This is a genomic window from Thermostichus sp. MS-CIW-37 (assembly GCF_054060065.1).
In genome coordinates, this window is the sequence record NZ_JBSSCV010000018.1 from 29318 (window position 1) to 45301 (window position 15984).

At 58.2% G+C, this 15984-nt stretch carries 15 protein-coding genes; 7 read left to right on the plus strand and 8 right to left on the minus strand.

Translation table 11 applies throughout. The features are described 5' to 3' along the window. Window position 1: 1 nt before the first annotated feature. From nusG to ACVWYZ_RS09360, 6 genes are all read right to left on the minus strand, one after another. Entirely contained in the window at window positions 2-667 is a 666-nt protein-coding gene (nusG, locus tag ACVWYZ_RS09335; RefSeq protein WP_011432848.1) for a transcription termination/antitermination protein NusG, read from the minus strand. Window positions 668-729: 62 nt separating this feature from the next. Continuing rightward, window positions 730-1002 (minus strand): preprotein translocase subunit SecE, encoded by a 273-nt coding sequence (gene secE / locus ACVWYZ_RS09340; protein ID WP_414351003.1) that lies wholly within the window; start codon window positions 1000-1002, stop codon window positions 730-732. A gap of 103 nt (window positions 1003-1105) precedes the next feature. Further along, entirely contained in the window at window positions 1106-1489 is a 384-nt protein-coding gene (locus tag ACVWYZ_RS09345) for a hypothetical protein (RefSeq protein ID WP_457466881.1), read from the minus strand. A 3-nt stretch (window positions 1490-1492) separates the two neighbouring features. Next, the gene (gene trmD, locus ACVWYZ_RS09350; protein WP_457466882.1) at window positions 1493-2248 is read right to left on the minus strand and encodes a tRNA (guanosine(37)-N1)-methyltransferase TrmD; all 756 of its coding nucleotides are present in this window, start codon (window positions 2246-2248) and stop codon (window positions 1493-1495) included. 5 nt (window positions 2249-2253) lie between these two features. After that, window positions 2254-2652, minus strand: coding sequence for a hypothetical protein (locus ACVWYZ_RS09355; protein ID WP_414329472.1), 399 nt, complete (start codon window positions 2650-2652; stop codon window positions 2254-2256). Between the two features lie 151 nt (window positions 2653-2803). Then, a complete protein-coding gene (locus ACVWYZ_RS09360; protein WP_414329471.1) occupies window positions 2804-2998 on the minus strand; it encodes a hypothetical protein in 195 nt (64 codons plus the stop codon). A 100-nt stretch (window positions 2999-3098) separates the two neighbouring features. Between ACVWYZ_RS09360 and ACVWYZ_RS09365 the strand changes: the two genes are divergently transcribed. The 4 genes from ACVWYZ_RS09365 (at window position 3099) to ACVWYZ_RS09380 (ending at window position 7417) form a co-directional block, all read left to right on the plus strand. After that, window positions 3099-4283, plus strand: a complete 1185-nt coding sequence (locus ACVWYZ_RS09365) for a 5-(carboxyamino)imidazole ribonucleotide synthase (RefSeq protein ID WP_457466883.1) — start codon at window positions 3099-3101, stop codon at window positions 4281-4283. Beyond that, window positions 4280-4729, plus strand: coding sequence for a hypothetical protein (locus tag ACVWYZ_RS09370; protein WP_457466884.1), 450 nt, complete (start codon window positions 4280-4282; stop codon window positions 4727-4729). The genes ACVWYZ_RS09365 and ACVWYZ_RS09370 overlap by 4 nt, the downstream gene beginning before the upstream one ends. A 6-nt stretch (window positions 4730-4735) precedes the next feature. After that, window positions 4736-5269, plus strand: coding sequence for a ribosomal protein S18-alanine N-acetyltransferase (rimI, locus tag ACVWYZ_RS09375; RefSeq protein ID WP_457466885.1), 534 nt, complete (start codon window positions 4736-4738; stop codon window positions 5267-5269). A gap of 555 nt (window positions 5270-5824) precedes the next feature. Further along, complete coding sequence (locus ACVWYZ_RS09380) at window positions 5825-7417, plus strand: mechanosensitive ion channel (RefSeq protein ID WP_457466886.1); 1593 nt, start codon at window positions 5825-5827, stop codon at window positions 7415-7417. Window positions 7418-7504: 87 nt separating this feature from the next. Here the strand turns inward: ACVWYZ_RS09380 and cydB are convergent, their stop codons facing one another. Beyond that, window positions 7505-8554 (minus strand): cytochrome d ubiquinol oxidase subunit II, encoded by a 1050-nt coding sequence (gene cydB / locus ACVWYZ_RS09385; protein WP_457466887.1) that lies wholly within the window; start codon window positions 8552-8554, stop codon window positions 7505-7507. Window positions 8555-8759: 205 nt separating this feature from the next. Then, complete coding sequence (locus ACVWYZ_RS09390; protein WP_457466888.1) at window positions 8760-10193, minus strand: cytochrome ubiquinol oxidase subunit I; 1434 nt, start codon at window positions 10191-10193, stop codon at window positions 8760-8762. Between the two features lie 490 nt (window positions 10194-10683). Here ACVWYZ_RS09390 and mfd point away from each other — a divergent pair, with 490 nt between their 5' ends. From mfd to ACVWYZ_RS09405, 3 genes are all read left to right on the plus strand, one after another. Further along, a complete protein-coding gene (gene mfd, locus ACVWYZ_RS09395) occupies window positions 10684-14148 on the plus strand; it encodes a transcription-repair coupling factor (RefSeq protein WP_457466889.1) in 3465 nt (1154 codons plus the stop codon). A 103-nt stretch (window positions 14149-14251) separates the two neighbouring features. Continuing rightward, entirely contained in the window at window positions 14252-15202 is a 951-nt protein-coding gene (locus ACVWYZ_RS09400) for an ABC transporter ATP-binding protein (protein ID WP_457466890.1), read from the plus strand. Further along, window positions 15193-15972 (plus strand): ABC transporter permease, encoded by a 780-nt coding sequence (locus ACVWYZ_RS09405; RefSeq protein ID WP_457466891.1) that lies wholly within the window; start codon window positions 15193-15195, stop codon window positions 15970-15972. The genes ACVWYZ_RS09400 and ACVWYZ_RS09405 overlap by 10 nt, the downstream gene beginning before the upstream one ends. Window positions 15973-15984 lie beyond the last annotated feature (12 nt).

Below are 15984 nucleotides of genomic sequence, written 5' to 3' on the forward strand. Positions count from 1 at the left end.
GTTACACCTCTTTTCGCACTTGACCAAACTCTAATTCTACCGGGGTGTCGCGCCCGAAAATTGAGATCAGAGCTTTGAGCTTGCCCCGTTCTGGGCTGACTTCCACCACCTCGCCGTAGAAACCTTGGAAGGGGCCGGACAGCACCTCGATGCGATCCCCAGGTGCCATGTCGATTTTGAGGGGCACTTCCTCCACCTCGACGCTGCTGAAGATGCGCTGGACTTCGCTTTGGCTGAGGGGACGCGGTGTAACATGCCCCCGACCGCGACCGTAGGCCCGCTTTTCTTCGGTGCCGACAAAGTTGATCACGTTGGGGGTTGTTTTCACCACCATCCAAGTGTCGTCGTTCATGTCCATGCGCACCAGGACATAGCCGGGAAAAATCTTCTCCTCTTGCTCCTGGCGCTTGCCGGATCGATCCAGCTTGAAGCCCGTCCGCTTCGGGATCACCACCTCGACAATTTGATCCGCCACATCCAAAGCAGCCGCCCGTTGCATCAGGGTGCTCTTCACTTTGTTCTCGCAGCCTGAGGCCACCTGCACGGCGTACCAGCGCAGGTTGCGACGCTCTTGACCTTCCCCCTCGTCTGGTTCCGGGATCGCGTCTGCAGGCTCAAAGTGCTCCACACGGCCCCCACGACGTTTTCGCTGCTGCTCTGGCCTCATCACCTCACATCCTCCCTGTAGCCATCCTTGAACATGACTCTCTTGCCCCTCAGGACAGAACATCACAAGAACAGCTGAGTGGCTACCCAAGCAAACACTTGATCGACCAGGTAGATGAAGGAAGCAAAAGCCAACACAATCAGTAAGACTCCTACCGACTCGCCGATCAATTGCCGGCGGCTCGGCCAAACAATCTTGCTTAATTCTGTGCGGGTCTCTTGAATAAAACCCAGGATCCCTTTGGGTGCGGTGGAACTGTCTTTGGAGTGACCCCGGCTGGCGGGATCCAAACGCTGCTCCGTATCGGCTTTGCTGGAGGGGGTGCTCTTAACCACGGCGGTGTTCTCCTAATGGATCCCGAAAACGGTGTACCGCATTTCAGCAGGCACGGGATCGGCTTTGCGATCCTAACAGATTTACCGGGAATGGGATCCAACCTTAGGGAGTGGGGGTGGGCTCAGGTGCCAAGGAACCGGGAGAAAGCAGCAGGGAGCGGCGGCGGGATTGGTTGAATTGCTCCACAGCAGCATCGACGCTGGCCTTGCCGTCCCAGCGGGAAGCGGCACTTTGGCGAGAGAGGAAGTCGGCAGCCCGGAAGAGATCGTTGACGTTAATGCTGGTGCTATCGAACAGAGAGGGATTGCTGTCGCGGCGAATAGCCTCGTTGACACTTCCACTTTGAGTTTGAGCCAGGGCCACCCCAGAACCGCTCAGAACCGAGCTCAAGGCCATTCCCACCAGAAGCAGCACTGGGGGCGAGGGGATCCCACGCCAGGAGACAAGCGATGGATTCAGGAGACGGTTGAGAAGCTTGCCGAGCATGATTTATTTCTCCGCTTCGTTTACACGAGGGTGCTGCTCCGCCAGCCCCTCTACCAACAACTGCTGCTCTTCGGCGGTCAAGGGGCGCTTGGCCAACAGGTCTGGCCGCCTTTGCCAGGTTCGAACCAGCTGCTGCTGCAGACGCCAACGGGCAATGGCTTGATGGTCGCCTGAGAGGAGTACCGGCGGCACCTTGTACCCCTGGAACTCTGGCGGGCGGGTGTACTGAGGATAGTCCAGCAGCCCCGCCTGGAAGCTTTCGCTCTTTAACGAGTCTACCTTGCCTACGGTGCCCGGCAAGAGCCGCACCACGCCGTTGATCAGGGCCAGCGCCGGAATTTCCCCCCCGGTCAGGACAAAATCCCCCAGCGACACCTCGCGGGTGGCCAGGTATTGGCGGATGCGTTCGTCAAAGCCTTCGTACTGGCCACACAGCAGGATCAGCTGCGCCTTCTGGGCCAGCTCCTGCAGCAGCGCCTGGTTTAGCGGTTGCCCCTGGGGCGTCAGCAGAATGATCTCGCAGGGATCCAACCGGGGCAGGGAGGCGACAGCAGCGAAGAAAGGCTCTGGCTTGAGCACCATGCCCACCCCACCCCCGTAGGGCTCATCATCGACACGGCGGTGCTTATCGGTGGCGAAGTCGCGTGGATTGGTGCAGTGGACTTCGGCGATCCCCTGCTGTAGGGCTTTGCCCACCAGCCCAATGCGCAGCGGCGTTTCAAAAAATTCGGGGAAAAGGGTAAGGATATCGAACCGCACAGGACTCAGGACGAGGTGCGCAACCGCTCCAAATCCAGGCGCAAGGACTCAATCTGATGGATCAGCTCCATCAACTCAGCCATCTCTTCTCTGGAGATAGCCGGCTTGTTGGGGGAGGAAGCTGGTGTCGGGGGAGCATTCTCGACAGGCGCTTCAGAGTCAGGACTTGCCGAGGGGGCGTTGGCGGCTGGATCCCTGAGACTCTCAACGTAACGAACTGCCTCCTGCTCGATCAACTCTCCCTTTTGCTCCAGCTCCGCCGCCAGTTGTCCCAAGTCCATCGAGAGGCGGTTGAGGTTTTCGGTGCGCTTTTCCGGGTCTTGCAGGATTTCCACCAGAGCAGTGGCTGTGCCGTAAAAAATGTGGCGAGCCCGCGTGAACCAATCTGAAGAGTGAGAACTCATGGCAGCAGAAAGAGGTGGGTTGTGGATTATTCTAGGCGATCCACCCACCGGGATTGACCCAAGCATTGCAGACTGAATACCCAGCGCCGAAGGACAGACTGGGATCCAATTCTCCAAAATCCTAGGGACACTCTCAGTCTTAAGGCAGGGCTCAATCGACAGCGCGGATCTCGCCACTGTTTAGGCGCTCCACAATCGATTCCAGCAGCTCGTGCTCTTCTGGGGAAATTTCTTGATCGGCCATGACGGCACTGAGAATCTGCTGTTGCTCGGCGCGAGTCAAGACTTTGTCCGCCAAAGCCCGGTTGATTAGAGCTCTCAGCTCAGAGGGTTGAGAGGGTTCCACCGTTTTTCTCCTAGCGCTGGAGGGCAAGGGGTCCCATAATGGGGTTCTGGATCCAAGAAGCAATGGACAGCGGCCCACCACCCAGTATAACGGTACGGCTGTGGAAACCCAGGTATCCTCAAAAGACCAGAGATCCCAACCTGTGGGGGTGATTGGCGGCGGGCAGTTGGCGCAGATGTTGGCCTTGGCAGCTCGCCAGATGGGGATCCCGCTGGTGGTGCAGGCTGCTGCTCCCACCGATCCGGCGGTGGCAGTGGCCGATGGGGTGGTTTGGGGATCCGTAGCCGACACCCAGGCCACAGCCCAGTTGTTGGAGCGCTGCCCGGTGGTTACTTTTGAAAACGAGTTTATCCCTCTGCCGGAGCTGAAAAAACTGGATCCGGAGGGATCCCGCTTTCGTCCCAGCCTCAGCACGCTAGAGCCGCTGCTGGACAAGTTGCACCAACGGCAGTTCCTGGCGCGGTTGGGGTTGCCGGTGCCGACTTTTTTTCCGCTGGAGGCGGTGTTGGATTCGGCAGACCTGGCTGGACTGGGCTTTCCGGTGGTGCTCAAGCGACGGCGGCAGGGCTACGATGGGCAGGGCACCCGCATCTTGCACGAGCGAGCGGCTTTGCAGCAGGCCCTTAGCCAATCTGAGGGGATCCCGCTATTGCTGGAGGAATGGATCCCGTTCGAGCGGGAGCTGGCGGTGATGGTAGCGCGGGGGCTGAAGGGAGAGATCCGGGTTTATCCGGTGGTGGAAACTGTGCAGATTGAGCAAATCTGCCGCCATGTCCTGGTGCCTGCCCGCATCCCCCCAACCACCGAGGCCGAGATCCGGCGCTTAGCAGCCGATCTGATGGAAAAACTGGGTGCAGTTGGCGTGTTCGGCATCGAGCTGTTTTGGGTGCCGCCCCCCCATCCCAAGGCCGGGATCTGGATCAACGAAATCTCGCCGCGGGTACACAATTCCGGCCACTACACCCTGGAAGCCTGCCACACCTCACAATTCGAGCAACACCTGCGGGCCATCCTCGGCCTGCCTTTGGGGGATCCCTCCCTCAAATGTGCGGGGGCAGTGATGGTCAATCTCTTGGGCTATGAGCATGCCACCGGCGATTACCCAGAAAAGCGGCAGCGCCTGGCCCAGCTCCCCAATGCCACGGTGCATTGGTACCACAAAACCCCTGCCCGCCCAGGGCGAAAACTGGGCCATGTAACCGTCTGTCTGCCGACTGCTCCCTCTCCTTTCGAAGCAGCAGCCCTTGTCCGCACCCTCGAATCCCTCTGGTACCCCCAGCCATGAGCCAAGTGTCGGATCCCTCATTTTCTCCAGCCACACAAGCCCTGATCCAGGCGATGCAACGGCGGGATGTGCCCGCGGTAGCTCAGCAGGTGAACGGCTTGTCCCCTCAAGAGCGCCCCGCCGTGTTGACCCCTGCCCTTCGATACCTCGCCGGGGTGGATCCCGCCAGCGCCCAGTGGTTTGTTCGCCACCTCATGGCCCCTGCGGTCAAAGCGCAACTGCGAGAAGGGATCCTCAAAGCCGCCCAAGACTACCTACAGGAAGCCGGCTTCACCGAAGGGATCGACTACGAACTCAAGCCTGTTCGCGAAAGCGGTGCGGAGCACCATCCCCAATCGGGGGGCAACATCTTGAGCATCAGCCGCAGAGCCTTGCCCTACGCGGCTCCCGATGACGATCCCTTGGGGCAGTTGTTGTTGGCGGAATTCTGCGAATTGCGAGACTAGGCCACCATGAGCGGTACGAGTTATCGGCTGCAGCTGTTGGACATCACTGCCCTGCCCCAACTGCTGGAGCTGGATCGGCGGTGCTATGGGGGATACTGGGGAGAACAGGGATATCGAGCGGAGCTGGAACGACCCACAAGCACGGTGATTGGGGTAGTGGCGGAACCCGCTGCCGTTGGCGCTTCGTGTGGCTCGGGCCGAGCCGAGTTTCCCCTTCCCTCTCCAAACCCCACTTCGCCGACGCAGACGACAAAAGAGCTGGTGGGCTTCGGCATTCTCTGGCGCATTGAAGAAGAAGCGCATATCATCTCCTTGGCGGTGGATCCCGAGTACCGACGACAGGGCTTGGGCCGGCGGATTCTGGAAGAACTGCTGAACCAAGCGAGAGCAGCAGGCTGCCGCTGGGCCACTCTGGAGGTAAAGGCTTCCAATCAAGCGGCAATCCGCCTGTACGAATCGGCAGGGTTTCAACGGCTGGGACGTCGCAAGGGGTATTACAACGGAGAAGATGCGCTGGTGTATTGGAAGAAACCGATTTAGAAGGCTATCAATTGTAAATTGAAGAACTGCAAACGTATTTCGGGATACACCTTAGGCCAGACAGTGAGCAAGCCAATAGGCTAAGCATATCAAGGCTGCGGGCGATACAATGCAATACAACACATTGACCGGGTGCCGATTGCGTATTTGATTCTTTTATAGATCATCAAAGTGCTCTCGTTTTGTGGATGCAAACTGCTCGACACAGCTCCTTCCGGCAACATTGGCTCTAGCCAATGCAGGCGCATCTACCGTGCAACGGAGACGCTGACTTGATCACGGAGCTCCTGCTCGGTGGGGAAAAGCTATAATCTGCGGTATCAACAACTTGAGTTCGATCCTTGCCGTTCGATGGCCCATCGGAGCTTTGACTGATGGCTGGAGCCCTTGGGTTAATAGAATGTGAAGTTTTATTTCGAGATCCAACATTTCTGCCTCAATATATATTTTTCATATCATATTCCCCCTTTGGCCAACTTGCCTGAAAAAACACTTCAGGCTAACCTACACTTGTTATCTGTCCATCCTGAGCATTTTCAAGCTGTGAGGATCATTATGGACACCTCTGGAAACACCATTGGAGATGAGGCCATCTCTTTTGTCGTCAGTCTTTGGTCTAGGCTTATCGATTTTATGCCCAATCTCCTTGCGGCGATTGCCATCTTAATTCTGGGTTGGATAGTGGCCAAGGCGGTAGCCTTCGGCATCAGAGGACTTCTCAAGAGGACGCAACTGGACAATCGCCTGGCTGCTTGGGTTTTGGGCCAAAAGCCCGGCGAGAAGCTGCCCCAAACGGAGCGCTGGGTGGCCGCTGCCGTCTACTGGGTGATTCTTGCTTTTGTGTTGGTGGCGGTACTGAATGCCCTGCAGCTTCAAGCTGTCTCCGATCCGCTCAACAGGTTTTTGGGGGAAATCTTCGTTTATCTGCCACGGGTGGGTGGGGCGCTGGTGCTGCTGGCTGTGGGCTGGGTGGTGGCCACTGTTGCTCGGCTGGCGGTCATCCAGGGGCTGCGGCGTTTCAACCTCGATGAGCAGTTGGCCCGGCCTCTGCAACAGGAAAGCACTGCCGGTGAGGCAGGTGCAGAAGGAACCCCAACCGGCCAAGAGGGAGGTACAGAGGTCACCCCTTTCCTGCTGAATGAAACTTTGGGCAATGCCCTTTACTGGCTGATTCTGCTGTTCTTTTTGCCGATCATCCTGGATACCCTGAACCTGCAGGGGCCGCTGCAGCCAGTGCAAAACCTGCTGGATCAAATCCTGTCGATGGTACCCCGCATTTTGGGAGCGCTCATCATCGGTGTGGGGGGCTGGTTTTTGGCCCGCATCGTGCGTGGGATCGTTTCCAATTCAGCGGGAGCTAACCGCTTGGGGGCACGCTTTGGCATTCCCCAGCTGGCCCAAACGGTGGGCACAGTGGCCTACGTCTTGGTGTTGATCCCGGCAGTGATTGCCGCCCTCAAGGCCCTGGAAATCCGGGCCATCTCCGATCCAGCGGTGGCGATGCTGGAGCAGGTGTTGCGGGCCATTCCCCGAATTGCAGGATCTGCTCTCATCCTGGCCGTGTTCTACTGGCTGGGGCAGTTTTTGGCTGGCTTGGTGACCCAGTTGCTGCAGGCAATCGGTTTCGACCGCTTGGCTGCCGGCCTTGGTTTGCCCTCGGCCCCTGCTCCTGAAGCTCCCGCCGCCGAAGGGGATCCCTCAACCTTGGTGAAGCGGCGCACTCCCTCTGAGATTGCTGGCTTGGTGGTCTGGGTGGGCGTGGTCTTGCTCGGGGCAGTGCCAGCCGTGGAGCTGCTGCAGTTTGCTGCTTTGACCGACATCGTGGAGGGGCTGTTGGTCATTTCCGGGCGGGTGCTCATCGGCGCTTTGGTGTTTGGGATCGGTCTTTACCTGGCGAATTTGGCCCATTCCATGGTTAAGAGTCTCGGCAACCCCTCCTCAGGAGTGCTGGCGCAGGCGGCGCGGGTAGCCATTTTGGTTCTGGTTGGCGCCATGGCCTTGCAGCAGATGGGCGTAGCCACCGATATTGTGGTGCTGGCCTTTGGCCTGGTGCTGGGCGCCATTGCCGTGGCTGTGGCTTTGGCTTTTGGGTTGGGAGGTCGCGATGTAGCTGCCGAGCAGATCCGGCAATGGCTCAAGAGAGAGTGAGAGCCGATCTCTATAGGCATTCGATTGCGCCTAAAAAATTGCCCCGCCCATCACCGGGCGGGGTTATTGCTGCATCCTCAGGCCAGCTTAAACTGCCTCTGGAACTTTGGCCTCTTCCGCCGCCACTTCCTGCACCACGATCTTGCCCCGGAACACCACGTAGTTGTAGATGTTGTAGGACAAGATAACCGGGATCAGGAAGCCAATAAAGGTGAGCATAAACACCAGGGAGCTGGGGGAGGCCGCCGCTTCGTAGATGGTGACGCTGGGGGGAATAATGTTGGGGAAAACCATGAACCCCAAGCCGACAAAAGAAAGTGCAAAAATCAAAAAGGTGTAAACCAAAACGCTATTTTCTTCCCGCCGGCGCAGGCTGCGCAGCAACAACGCCACCAACAAAAGTCCCAGCGCCGGAATGGCGGCAAAGATGTAGAAAAGAGGGGGCGAGAAGAGCTGAGCGCGCGCTTGGTCGGACATGATGGGCGTGCTGATGGTGATAAACAGCGCCCCGATTAAGGTTGTCCAGGTAGCAATGGTTGCCGTCCTGTAATAGGTTTTCTGGAGTTCCCCAGTGGTTTTCACAATCAAGTAAGCTGAGCCGATCAAGACATACCCCTGGATCAAGGTAAGGGCCACCAGCAGGGAGCGCCAGGTCAGCCAGTCCCAGGGGCTGCCGGCAAAGTGGCCGGTCTCATCGACTCGGATCCCTTCGAAGACGCTGCCCAAGGCAAATCCCTGGCCCAAGGCTGCCAAAAAGCTGCCCACCCCGAAGGCGATGTTCCACACCAGCTTGTTGTCGGCGTTCTCCCGAAACTCGAAGGAAACGGCCCGCAAGATCAGGCCCACCACCATGATCACCAGGGGTAGGTAGAGGGCATTGAGAATGGTGGCGTAGGCGAGAGGAAAAGATCCAAATAGGGATCCCCCCATCAACACCAGCCACGTCTCGTTGGCATCCCAAACATTGCCCAAGCTGGTCATGAGAATGCTGCGCCGCGTCTCGCTGGAGGCCGTCAGGGAGAGGATACCAACTCCCAGATCAAACCCGTCCAGCAGAACGTAGAGAAATAGGAATAGGCCCAGGATAAAAAACCAAACCTGGGGCAGAAACCGCTGTAAAGGCTCAAAAGATTCCATCGCTGTTCCCTCTGCTTTGAGTATTTCTGAGAGTATTTCTGACCAGTGCGAGACAGTTCCCGATGGCGATCCCCAGTCCCTCTCCCTCTAGGGAAGGGAAGTTGGGAGTTGACGTAGCGAAGGGTTTCACTGCTGTGGGGAATGGGCCTGCTACGTTGCCCTGTTGCTACTTGGAGTCACCAGTTAGATGGCTACCAAACTGCTGCTACCGAGCTTCTGCAGGACGGCGATCCGGTTCGTGGCGGGCAGGCTCGACCACGATCACCGGCTGCGTTGCCGGGACAGGGGCGGGCAACTCCAGGTTTGGCCCTTCGCGGATGATGCGGCTGCCAAAGTAGAGGGCGGCAACGAAGAACACAGTGTACAACGCGGTCAGGCCAACCAGAGAAAACAGCACTTCTCCTGCCGGCAGGGGCGAAACCGATTCCACCGTGCGCAGTTGTCCATACACAATCCAGGGCTGCCGACCCACACAGCGGACGATCCAACCGGTTTCAACGGCGATGTATCCCAGGGGTGCTGCGAAGATCCAAGCTCTCATCAGCCACTTTTGCTGAGAAAGGGCCTCCACTGAGAGCTTGCCCCTCAGCCATTGCACAAGGGTAACTCCGACAAGCCCGGCTAGGAGGAGGCCAATGGCCACCATTGTCCTAAAGGAGTAGTAGATGAGGCCAACCATGTGGGGACGATTTTGGGGATCCCAGCTTTTGAGCCCTTGAATGGGTCGATCCAGCCTGGGTTTGAACTCCAGCAGATAGCCCAGCGCGCCAGGGATCTTCACCTCCCACTCGTTGCGCTCTTCACGGTCGTTGGGCAAGGCCAAAAGGCTCCAGTCCGCCCGCTCACCGGCAGGGATCGTCTCCCACTGGGCCTCCATGGCCGCCAGCTTGGCCGGCTGATAGCGATAGACTTGCTCCGCGCTCAGATGGCCGACGAACACCTGCAAAGGGGCGACCACCAGGGCCATCGCCAAGACCACTTTGAGGGAGCGGGAGAAAAACTCGCTGTGCCGCCGATTGAGAATGTACCAAGCACTGATGCCACCGATTACAAACAAAGAGGTTTCCAAGGTGGCAAAGAACATGTGCAGAAAGCTATTGACCATGAAGGGGTTGACGATTGCTTGCAGGTAGTCCCGCACCACAAACTTCCCATCCACAAATACACCACCTGCCGGTGTCTGCAGCCAAGAGTTGGCCGTCAGGATCCAAAAGGTGGATAGGTTGGCACCAAAAGCTACCAGGATCGTCGAGATCCAGTGAATCACCGGCGGCACGCGATCCCAGCCGAACAGCATGATCCCCAGAAAGCTGGCCTCCAGCATAAAAGCCATCGTGCCTTCAAACCCCAGGATGGTGCCGAAAAAATCTCCCACTGCTTCGGAGAAGGGCGCCCAGTTCATGCCAAACTGAAAGGCCATCGGCAAGCCTGAGGCCACGCCAATACCAAAGTTCAACACATAGAGTTTTGACCAGAAACGGGCGTGACGGTAGTAATCTAGGTTGCGGGTTTTCAGCCAAAGTCCCTCAATAACAACAAGGTAAATGGCCATCCCCGTTGTTAAAACCGGCCACAACATGTGAAAAATGGCCGTGAGGGCAAACTGTAGACGAGAAAGGGCAACGGTATCCAGAAACATGATTTGTACCAAGTTTAGATGAATTGACCCATACAGCTTTTTCCGACAACATCTGCTGCAGCTGATGCAGCTACATCTCCGGCATGAAAAACATCTTGCTGACTGGCAGACATCAGATGAGGCCGGGAAAGCCGCGCTTTGTGGTTCCTTCTAACATCGAATCTTGGCTAAGACAATCGACAAGCCGTCCGACTCTAAAGGTTAATTTTAGGATTCTGTGAGATATAGACCTTTTTTTGTAATTTGGACTACAAAGCAAAAAGCCCTCTGTGAACCTAGCGGCCAAAAACTGGCAGGCCATTGACATAGGGTTCTGGTTTTCTTCGTCTTTAAACAACAAAACTGTTGTCCCAATAGATCGAGGAGCAATTCCCAGCAAGGGGCGACTTCCCGTCTACAGCGCCAGCAGACGGCTGCTGATTGTCCCCGGAGCCTGCCAGAATTGGGATCCCTGCTTGTTGGGATCGCAGTTTGCAGGGTGGGGTGGAAGATGTCGTTTATTCCGCTGGTGCGCTTTCTGGCCCAATCTGGCTTGATGCAAGAGTTGGCCGCCCGGTTGAGATCACGGCGACAGGCAGATCTGCAGGGGGCAGGGCGGATCCCGAAGGGGTTGATTGCCTCAGCTTTGGCCCAGCAGGAAAGTCGCTCTCTGTTGGTGGTCACGTCTACCTTGGAGGAGGCGGGCCGCTGGACGGCGCAACTGGAAGGCATGGGCTGGGAGAGCGTGCAGCTTTACCCCACTTCAGAGGCTTCCCCCTACGAACCTTTTGACCTGGAACCGGAGCTGGTGTGGGGCCAGTTTCAGGTGCTGGCCGATTGTCTCCAGGGCAAAACCGGGCTTGCCATCGTGGCTACGGAGCGGGCCCTACAGCCCCACCTTCCCCCCCCAGAGGTGTTTCGGGCCTTTTGCCTCCAGCTGGAACCCGGCCTGGAGATGTCGCCGCAGCAGTTGGGGCAGCAGTTGGCTCGTCTGGGCTATCGGCGGGTAAGCCTGGTGGAAAGCGAAGGGGAGTGGAGCCAGAGAGGCGATATTCTCGACGTTTTCCCGGTGGCCTGCGAATGGCCGGTGCGCCTAGAGTGGTTTGGCAACGAGCTGGAGCGGCTGCGGGAGTTTGACCCGGTGAGCCAGCGCTCCCAAGATGGGATCCCCCACGTTTGGCTTACTCCCACCGGCTATGGGCCTATCCTCTGGCCGGCTCTGCAGGAAAAAGCCGATCAGCTCTCCCAGGGCCTACGGCAGCAGTTGGAGCAGTCGCCCACCCCCCCGGAGGGCTTGCGCCGTTTTCTCGGCCTGCTCTACACCCCTCCCGCCAATCTGCTCAGCTATCTGGATCCCACCACCCTCATCCTGATCGACGAGCCAGAGCAGTGCCAGGCCCACAGCCAGCAGTGGCTCTACCACGCCCAAGAACAGTGGAAACAGGCCCAGGTTGCGGAGCCGGCTCTGCAGCCCTTTCACCGCCCCTTCGATCTCCATGCTCCCGACTGGGATCCCTTCCCCCGCCTGTTGGCCCGTGCCATAGCGCTCCACGCCGCTCTCACTCCGGGAGAATCCGCCGCCATCGACCTGAAAAGCCGGGCCGTTCCCGCCATCCCCCACCAGTTTGGATCCCTGGCCAAAACCCTGCGCGAGTACCGCAAGCAGCAGTTGCAGGTGTGGATCCTCTCTGCCCAGCCCTCCCGCACCGTAGCTCTGCTGCAGGAACACGACTGCCCCGCCCAGTACGTGCCCAACCCCAAAGACTTCCCCGCCATCGAGCGCCAGCTGCAGTCCTACACCCCGGTGGCCCTCAAGTATTCCGGCCTGGCCGAGCTGGAGGGGGTTCTCCTGCCCACCTTGGGGTGGGTGGTGCTCACCGACCGCGAGTTTTTCGGCCAGCACAGCCTGGCCACCCCTACTTATGTGCGCAAGCGCCGCCAGGCCAGCTCTCGCCAGGTGGATCCCAACCTGCTCAAGCCAGGGGATTTTGTCGTTCACAAGGCCCATGGCATTGGCCAGTTTCTGCGCTTAGAAAGCCTCACCATTGGGGGCGAAACCCGCGAGTACCTGGTTATTCAATACAGCGATGGCCTGTTGCGGGTGGCTGCCGACCAGGTCAACTCCCTTTCCCGCTACCGGGCCAGCGGGGATGGGCCTCCTGCCCTGCACAAAATGTCCGGCAGCACTTGGGAAAAGACCAAGCAAAAAGTCAAAAAGAGCCTGCAAAAAGTAGCCTTTGACCTGTTGGAACTCTATGCCAAGCGCGCCGAACAGGAGGGCTATGCCTTCCCGCCCGATTCTCCTTGGCAACAGGAGCTGGAAGATTCTTTCCCCTATCCCCTGACGCCGGATCAACTCCGAGCTGTCCAGGAGATCAAGCGGGATATGGAATCTCCACGCCCTATGGATCGGCTGCTGTGTGGGGACGTGGGCTTTGGCAAAACAGAGGTGGCAATCCGTGCCATTTTCAAAGCCGTAACCGCCGGCAAGCAAGTGGCTCTTTTGGCGCCGACCACCATTCTCACCCAGCAGCATTATCACACCTTAAAAGAGCGCTTCGCTCCCTATCCCATTCAAGTGGGCTTGCTCAACCGCTTCCGCACCTCGGAGGAGAAAAAAGAAATCCTATCCCGTCTCAAAAGCGGCGAACTGGATGTTGTGGTGGGCACCCACCAGCTTTTGGGCAAGGATGTACAATTTCGCGATTTGGGCCTTTTGGTGATTGACGAAGAGCAGCGATTTGGCGTCAACCAAAAAGAGAAGATTAAGCTGCTGAAAACCCAGGTGGATGTGCTGACGCTCACCGCCACCCCCATCCCGCGCACCCTGTATATGGCCTTGTCGGGGCTGCGGGAAATGAGCCTGATCCAAACTCCCCCGCCTTCCCGTCGGCCCATTAAAACTCACCTTTCGCCCTACAATCCTGAGGTTGTCCGCACAGCCATCCGCCAGGAATTGGATCGGGGTGGGCAAGTGTTTTATGTGGTCAACCGCATCGAAGGGATCGAAGAAGCCAGCGCCAAATTGCGGGAATGGGTGCCCGGCGCCCGCATTGCCATTGCCCACGGGCAGATGCCGGAAGGGGAGCTAGAGGCAACGATGCTGGCTTTTAACAATGGGGAAATCGATATCCTGGTCTGCACGACGATTATCGAATCCGGTTTGGATATTCCCCGCGTCAACACCATTTTGATTGAAAATGCTCAGGAGTTTGGATTGGCTCAGCTATACCAGCTGCGGGGGCGGGTGGGCCGGGCCGGGATCCAAGCGCATGCTTGGCTGTTCTATCGAGAAGATGGGATCCTCAGCGAGGACGCCCGCAAACGTCTCCAGGCCATTCAGGAATTTACCCAACTGGGATCCGGCTATCAGTTGGCGATGCGGGATATGGAAATTCGCGGCATTGGCAACCTGTTGGGAACGCAGCAATCGGGGCAAGTCAATGCAGTGGGCTTCGATCTTTACCTGGAGATGCTGCAAGAGGCTATTCGAGAAATTCGCGGCCAGGAGATCCCGCAGGTGGAGGACACGCAAATCGACCTGAATGTTACCGCTATGATCCCGCAAAGCTATATTCCCGACGAAGATCAAAAGATGCAGGCTTATCGACAACTGGCCGCTGCTGGCTCTCGGGTCGAGCTGTTGCAAATTGCCCAAGAATGGCAAGACCGCTTTGGCCCCCTGCCCAAGCCCACTCAGGAGCTGCTGCGGGTAATGGAGCTGAAGGTGCTGGCCCGAGCCCTGGGCTTTTCCCGCATCAAACCGGCCAAAGAGCATGTGCTTTTGGAAACCCCCATGGAGGAGCCCGCTTGGAATCGCCTGAAAGAGGCCCTGCCCACTCACCTGCAGCCTCGCTTTGTTTACCAACCGGGCAAGGTGACGGTGCGGGGTCTGGGGATGGTACCGGCAGCGCAGCAACTGGAGAGCCTTTTGCAGTGGCTAGACAAAATGAGTTTGGCCCTGACAACCTCCTGAATCCTGCTGGATCCCTCTCGGGGTGGGTTCATGCTCTGATGTGAGAAAGTGGGATGGGTGGGCGGCCTTCCTCTGTTTGAACTTTTGCCCTCCTTTTTGCATCGTGTTCGCGTCATGTAAAGTTCTAGAAGCCCACCACCTGCAGAAGACCTACCGGCAGGGGAGCAAGGAGGTGCGGGCGGTGGTGGATGTATCCCTGACGATGGCGGCAGGGGAGATCCTGGCTTTTCTGGGGCCCAACGGGGCCGGCAAGACCACCACCATCAAGCTCATTGCCGGGCTGATCCAACCGGACGCGGGCACAGTGCGCATTCTTGGACGGGATCCCCATACCGATCCGGGGGCCCTGGCCCAGGTGGGGGCAGTGCTGGAAGGCAATCGCAACCTCTACTGGCGGATGACCCCCCTACAGAACCTGGAGTACTTCGGTGTGCTGCGGGGGCTATCCCCCAGAACCGCTCGGCAACGGGGGTTAGAGCTGCTGGAGACCTTTGGCCTGCAGGAGAAACAAGATGTGGCCGTGCAAACCCTTTCGCGGGGCATGCAGCAGAAGGTGGCCATTGCTGTCGCCCTCCTGCATCAACCGGCCCTGTTGCTGCTGGATGAGCCCACCCTGGGGTTGGATGTGGAATCGGCGCAAGCGGTGAAATCCCTGATCCGCCAAATTGCCGCTTCGGGTCGAGCCATCTTGCTCACCACCCATCAACTGGATATTGCGGAAGCGCTCTCGGATCAGGTAGCCGTTATTCGACAAGGGGTGATCATCGCCCAAGCCCCCACGGGAGAGTTGATCCGGCACTTTGCCGGCGCCGTCGGTACTTACCGGATCGAGCTGGAACAGGGGCTGGATCCCTGGAGGTTTGAACAACTGGCCCGCCAAGGGGTGGAGATTCTCGGATCCCATCGGGTGCGGTTCAGCGGCCCGCCAGAGATGCTCTATCAGGTGCTGGAGATCTTGAAGCCTTTGCCCTTGCTCAGCCTCAAACGAGAGGAAGCCGATCTCACCCATATTTTCCTCGAGTTGTTGAAAAGAGGGGATAGACAATGCCAGTGATCCACCTGTTTTGGGCCGAACTAAAGCGGGCCTGGATCCAGTACATTCGCTATCCGGCGGAGGCCCTGGGCGGGATCCTGATCACCACGTTCTTCTTCTATGCCCTCTTTGCCGGCGCCCAATATGTGGCAGGGCCTGCCTCCCAATTTGGCGAACGGTTGGATGCGGTGGTGATCGGCTATGTGCTCTGGACGCTGGTCATTTTTGTGGTGAACGACATCGCCCTCAACCTGCAGGTGGAAGCCCAGACAGGCACCTTGGAGCAGGTGTTGCTCTCGCCATTTTCGGCAGCCACTCTCTTCTTGGCACGGGCTTGTGCCAGCTTGGTGTTGCGCTTTTCCATTGTCGTCGTCATTCTGGGCGTCATCTTATTGCTGACGGGCAGCCGGTTGCGGTTTCCCCCTGCTCTGGTGTTGCCTTTGGTGAGCGTGGTGCTGGGGGCCTACGGTTTTTCGTTTTTGCTGGGATCCGCCGCTCTGATTTGGAAGCGAATTCAGCAGCTTTTAATTATCAGCCAATTCGGCTTGCTTTTTCTGTTGGCTGCTCCCACGGAAGAATGGCCGGGATCCCTGAGGTGGCTAGGGCAAAGTCTGCCCATGACGGCGGGGGCTGGGCTGCTGCGAGACGTGATGGTGCGGGAGGCGGGCTTGGATCCCGTGCGGCTGATCATGGCTCTGACCAGCGGCGTTTTCTACTTCGGCCTGGGCTTGCTGACCTTTCGCCGGGCGGTTCGGGCAGCCAAGCGCCGAGGGATCCTGGGATCCCAGTAGAGGTCTGCAGGA

What these genes read in the sequence shown, in the direction of transcription:
- nusG (WP_011432848.1), bottom strand. Translation starts at nt 667, where the DNA reads ATGAGGCCAGAGCAGCAGCGAAAACGTCGTGGGGGCCGTGTGGAGCAC.
- ACVWYZ_RS09390 (WP_457466888.1), bottom strand. Translation starts at nt 10,193, where the DNA reads ATGTTTCTGGATACCGTTGCCCTTTCTCGTCTACAGTTTGCCCTCACG.
- cydB (WP_457466887.1), bottom strand. Translation starts at nt 8,554, where the DNA reads ATGGAATCTTTTGAGCCTTTACAGCGGTTTCTGCCCCAGGTTTGGTTT.
- ACVWYZ_RS09355 (WP_414329472.1), bottom strand. Translation starts at nt 2,652, where the DNA reads ATGAGTTCTCACTCTTCAGATTGGTTCACGCGGGCTCGCCACATTTTT.
- ACVWYZ_RS09405 (WP_457466891.1), top strand. Translation starts at nt 15,193, where the DNA reads ATGCCAGTGATCCACCTGTTTTGGGCCGAACTAAAGCGGGCCTGGATC.
- rimI (WP_457466885.1), top strand. Translation starts at nt 4,736, where the DNA reads ATGAGCGGTACGAGTTATCGGCTGCAGCTGTTGGACATCACTGCCCTG.
- mfd (WP_457466889.1), top strand. Translation starts at nt 10,684, where the DNA reads ATGTCGTTTATTCCGCTGGTGCGCTTTCTGGCCCAATCTGGCTTGATG.
- ACVWYZ_RS09380 (WP_457466886.1), top strand. Translation starts at nt 5,825, where the DNA reads ATGGACACCTCTGGAAACACCATTGGAGATGAGGCCATCTCTTTTGTC.
- ACVWYZ_RS09345 (WP_457466881.1), bottom strand. Translation starts at nt 1,489, where the DNA reads ATGCTCGGCAAGCTTCTCAACCGTCTCCTGAATCCATCGCTTGTCTCC.
- ACVWYZ_RS09370 (WP_457466884.1), top strand. Translation starts at nt 4,280, where the DNA reads ATGAGCCAAGTGTCGGATCCCTCATTTTCTCCAGCCACACAAGCCCTG.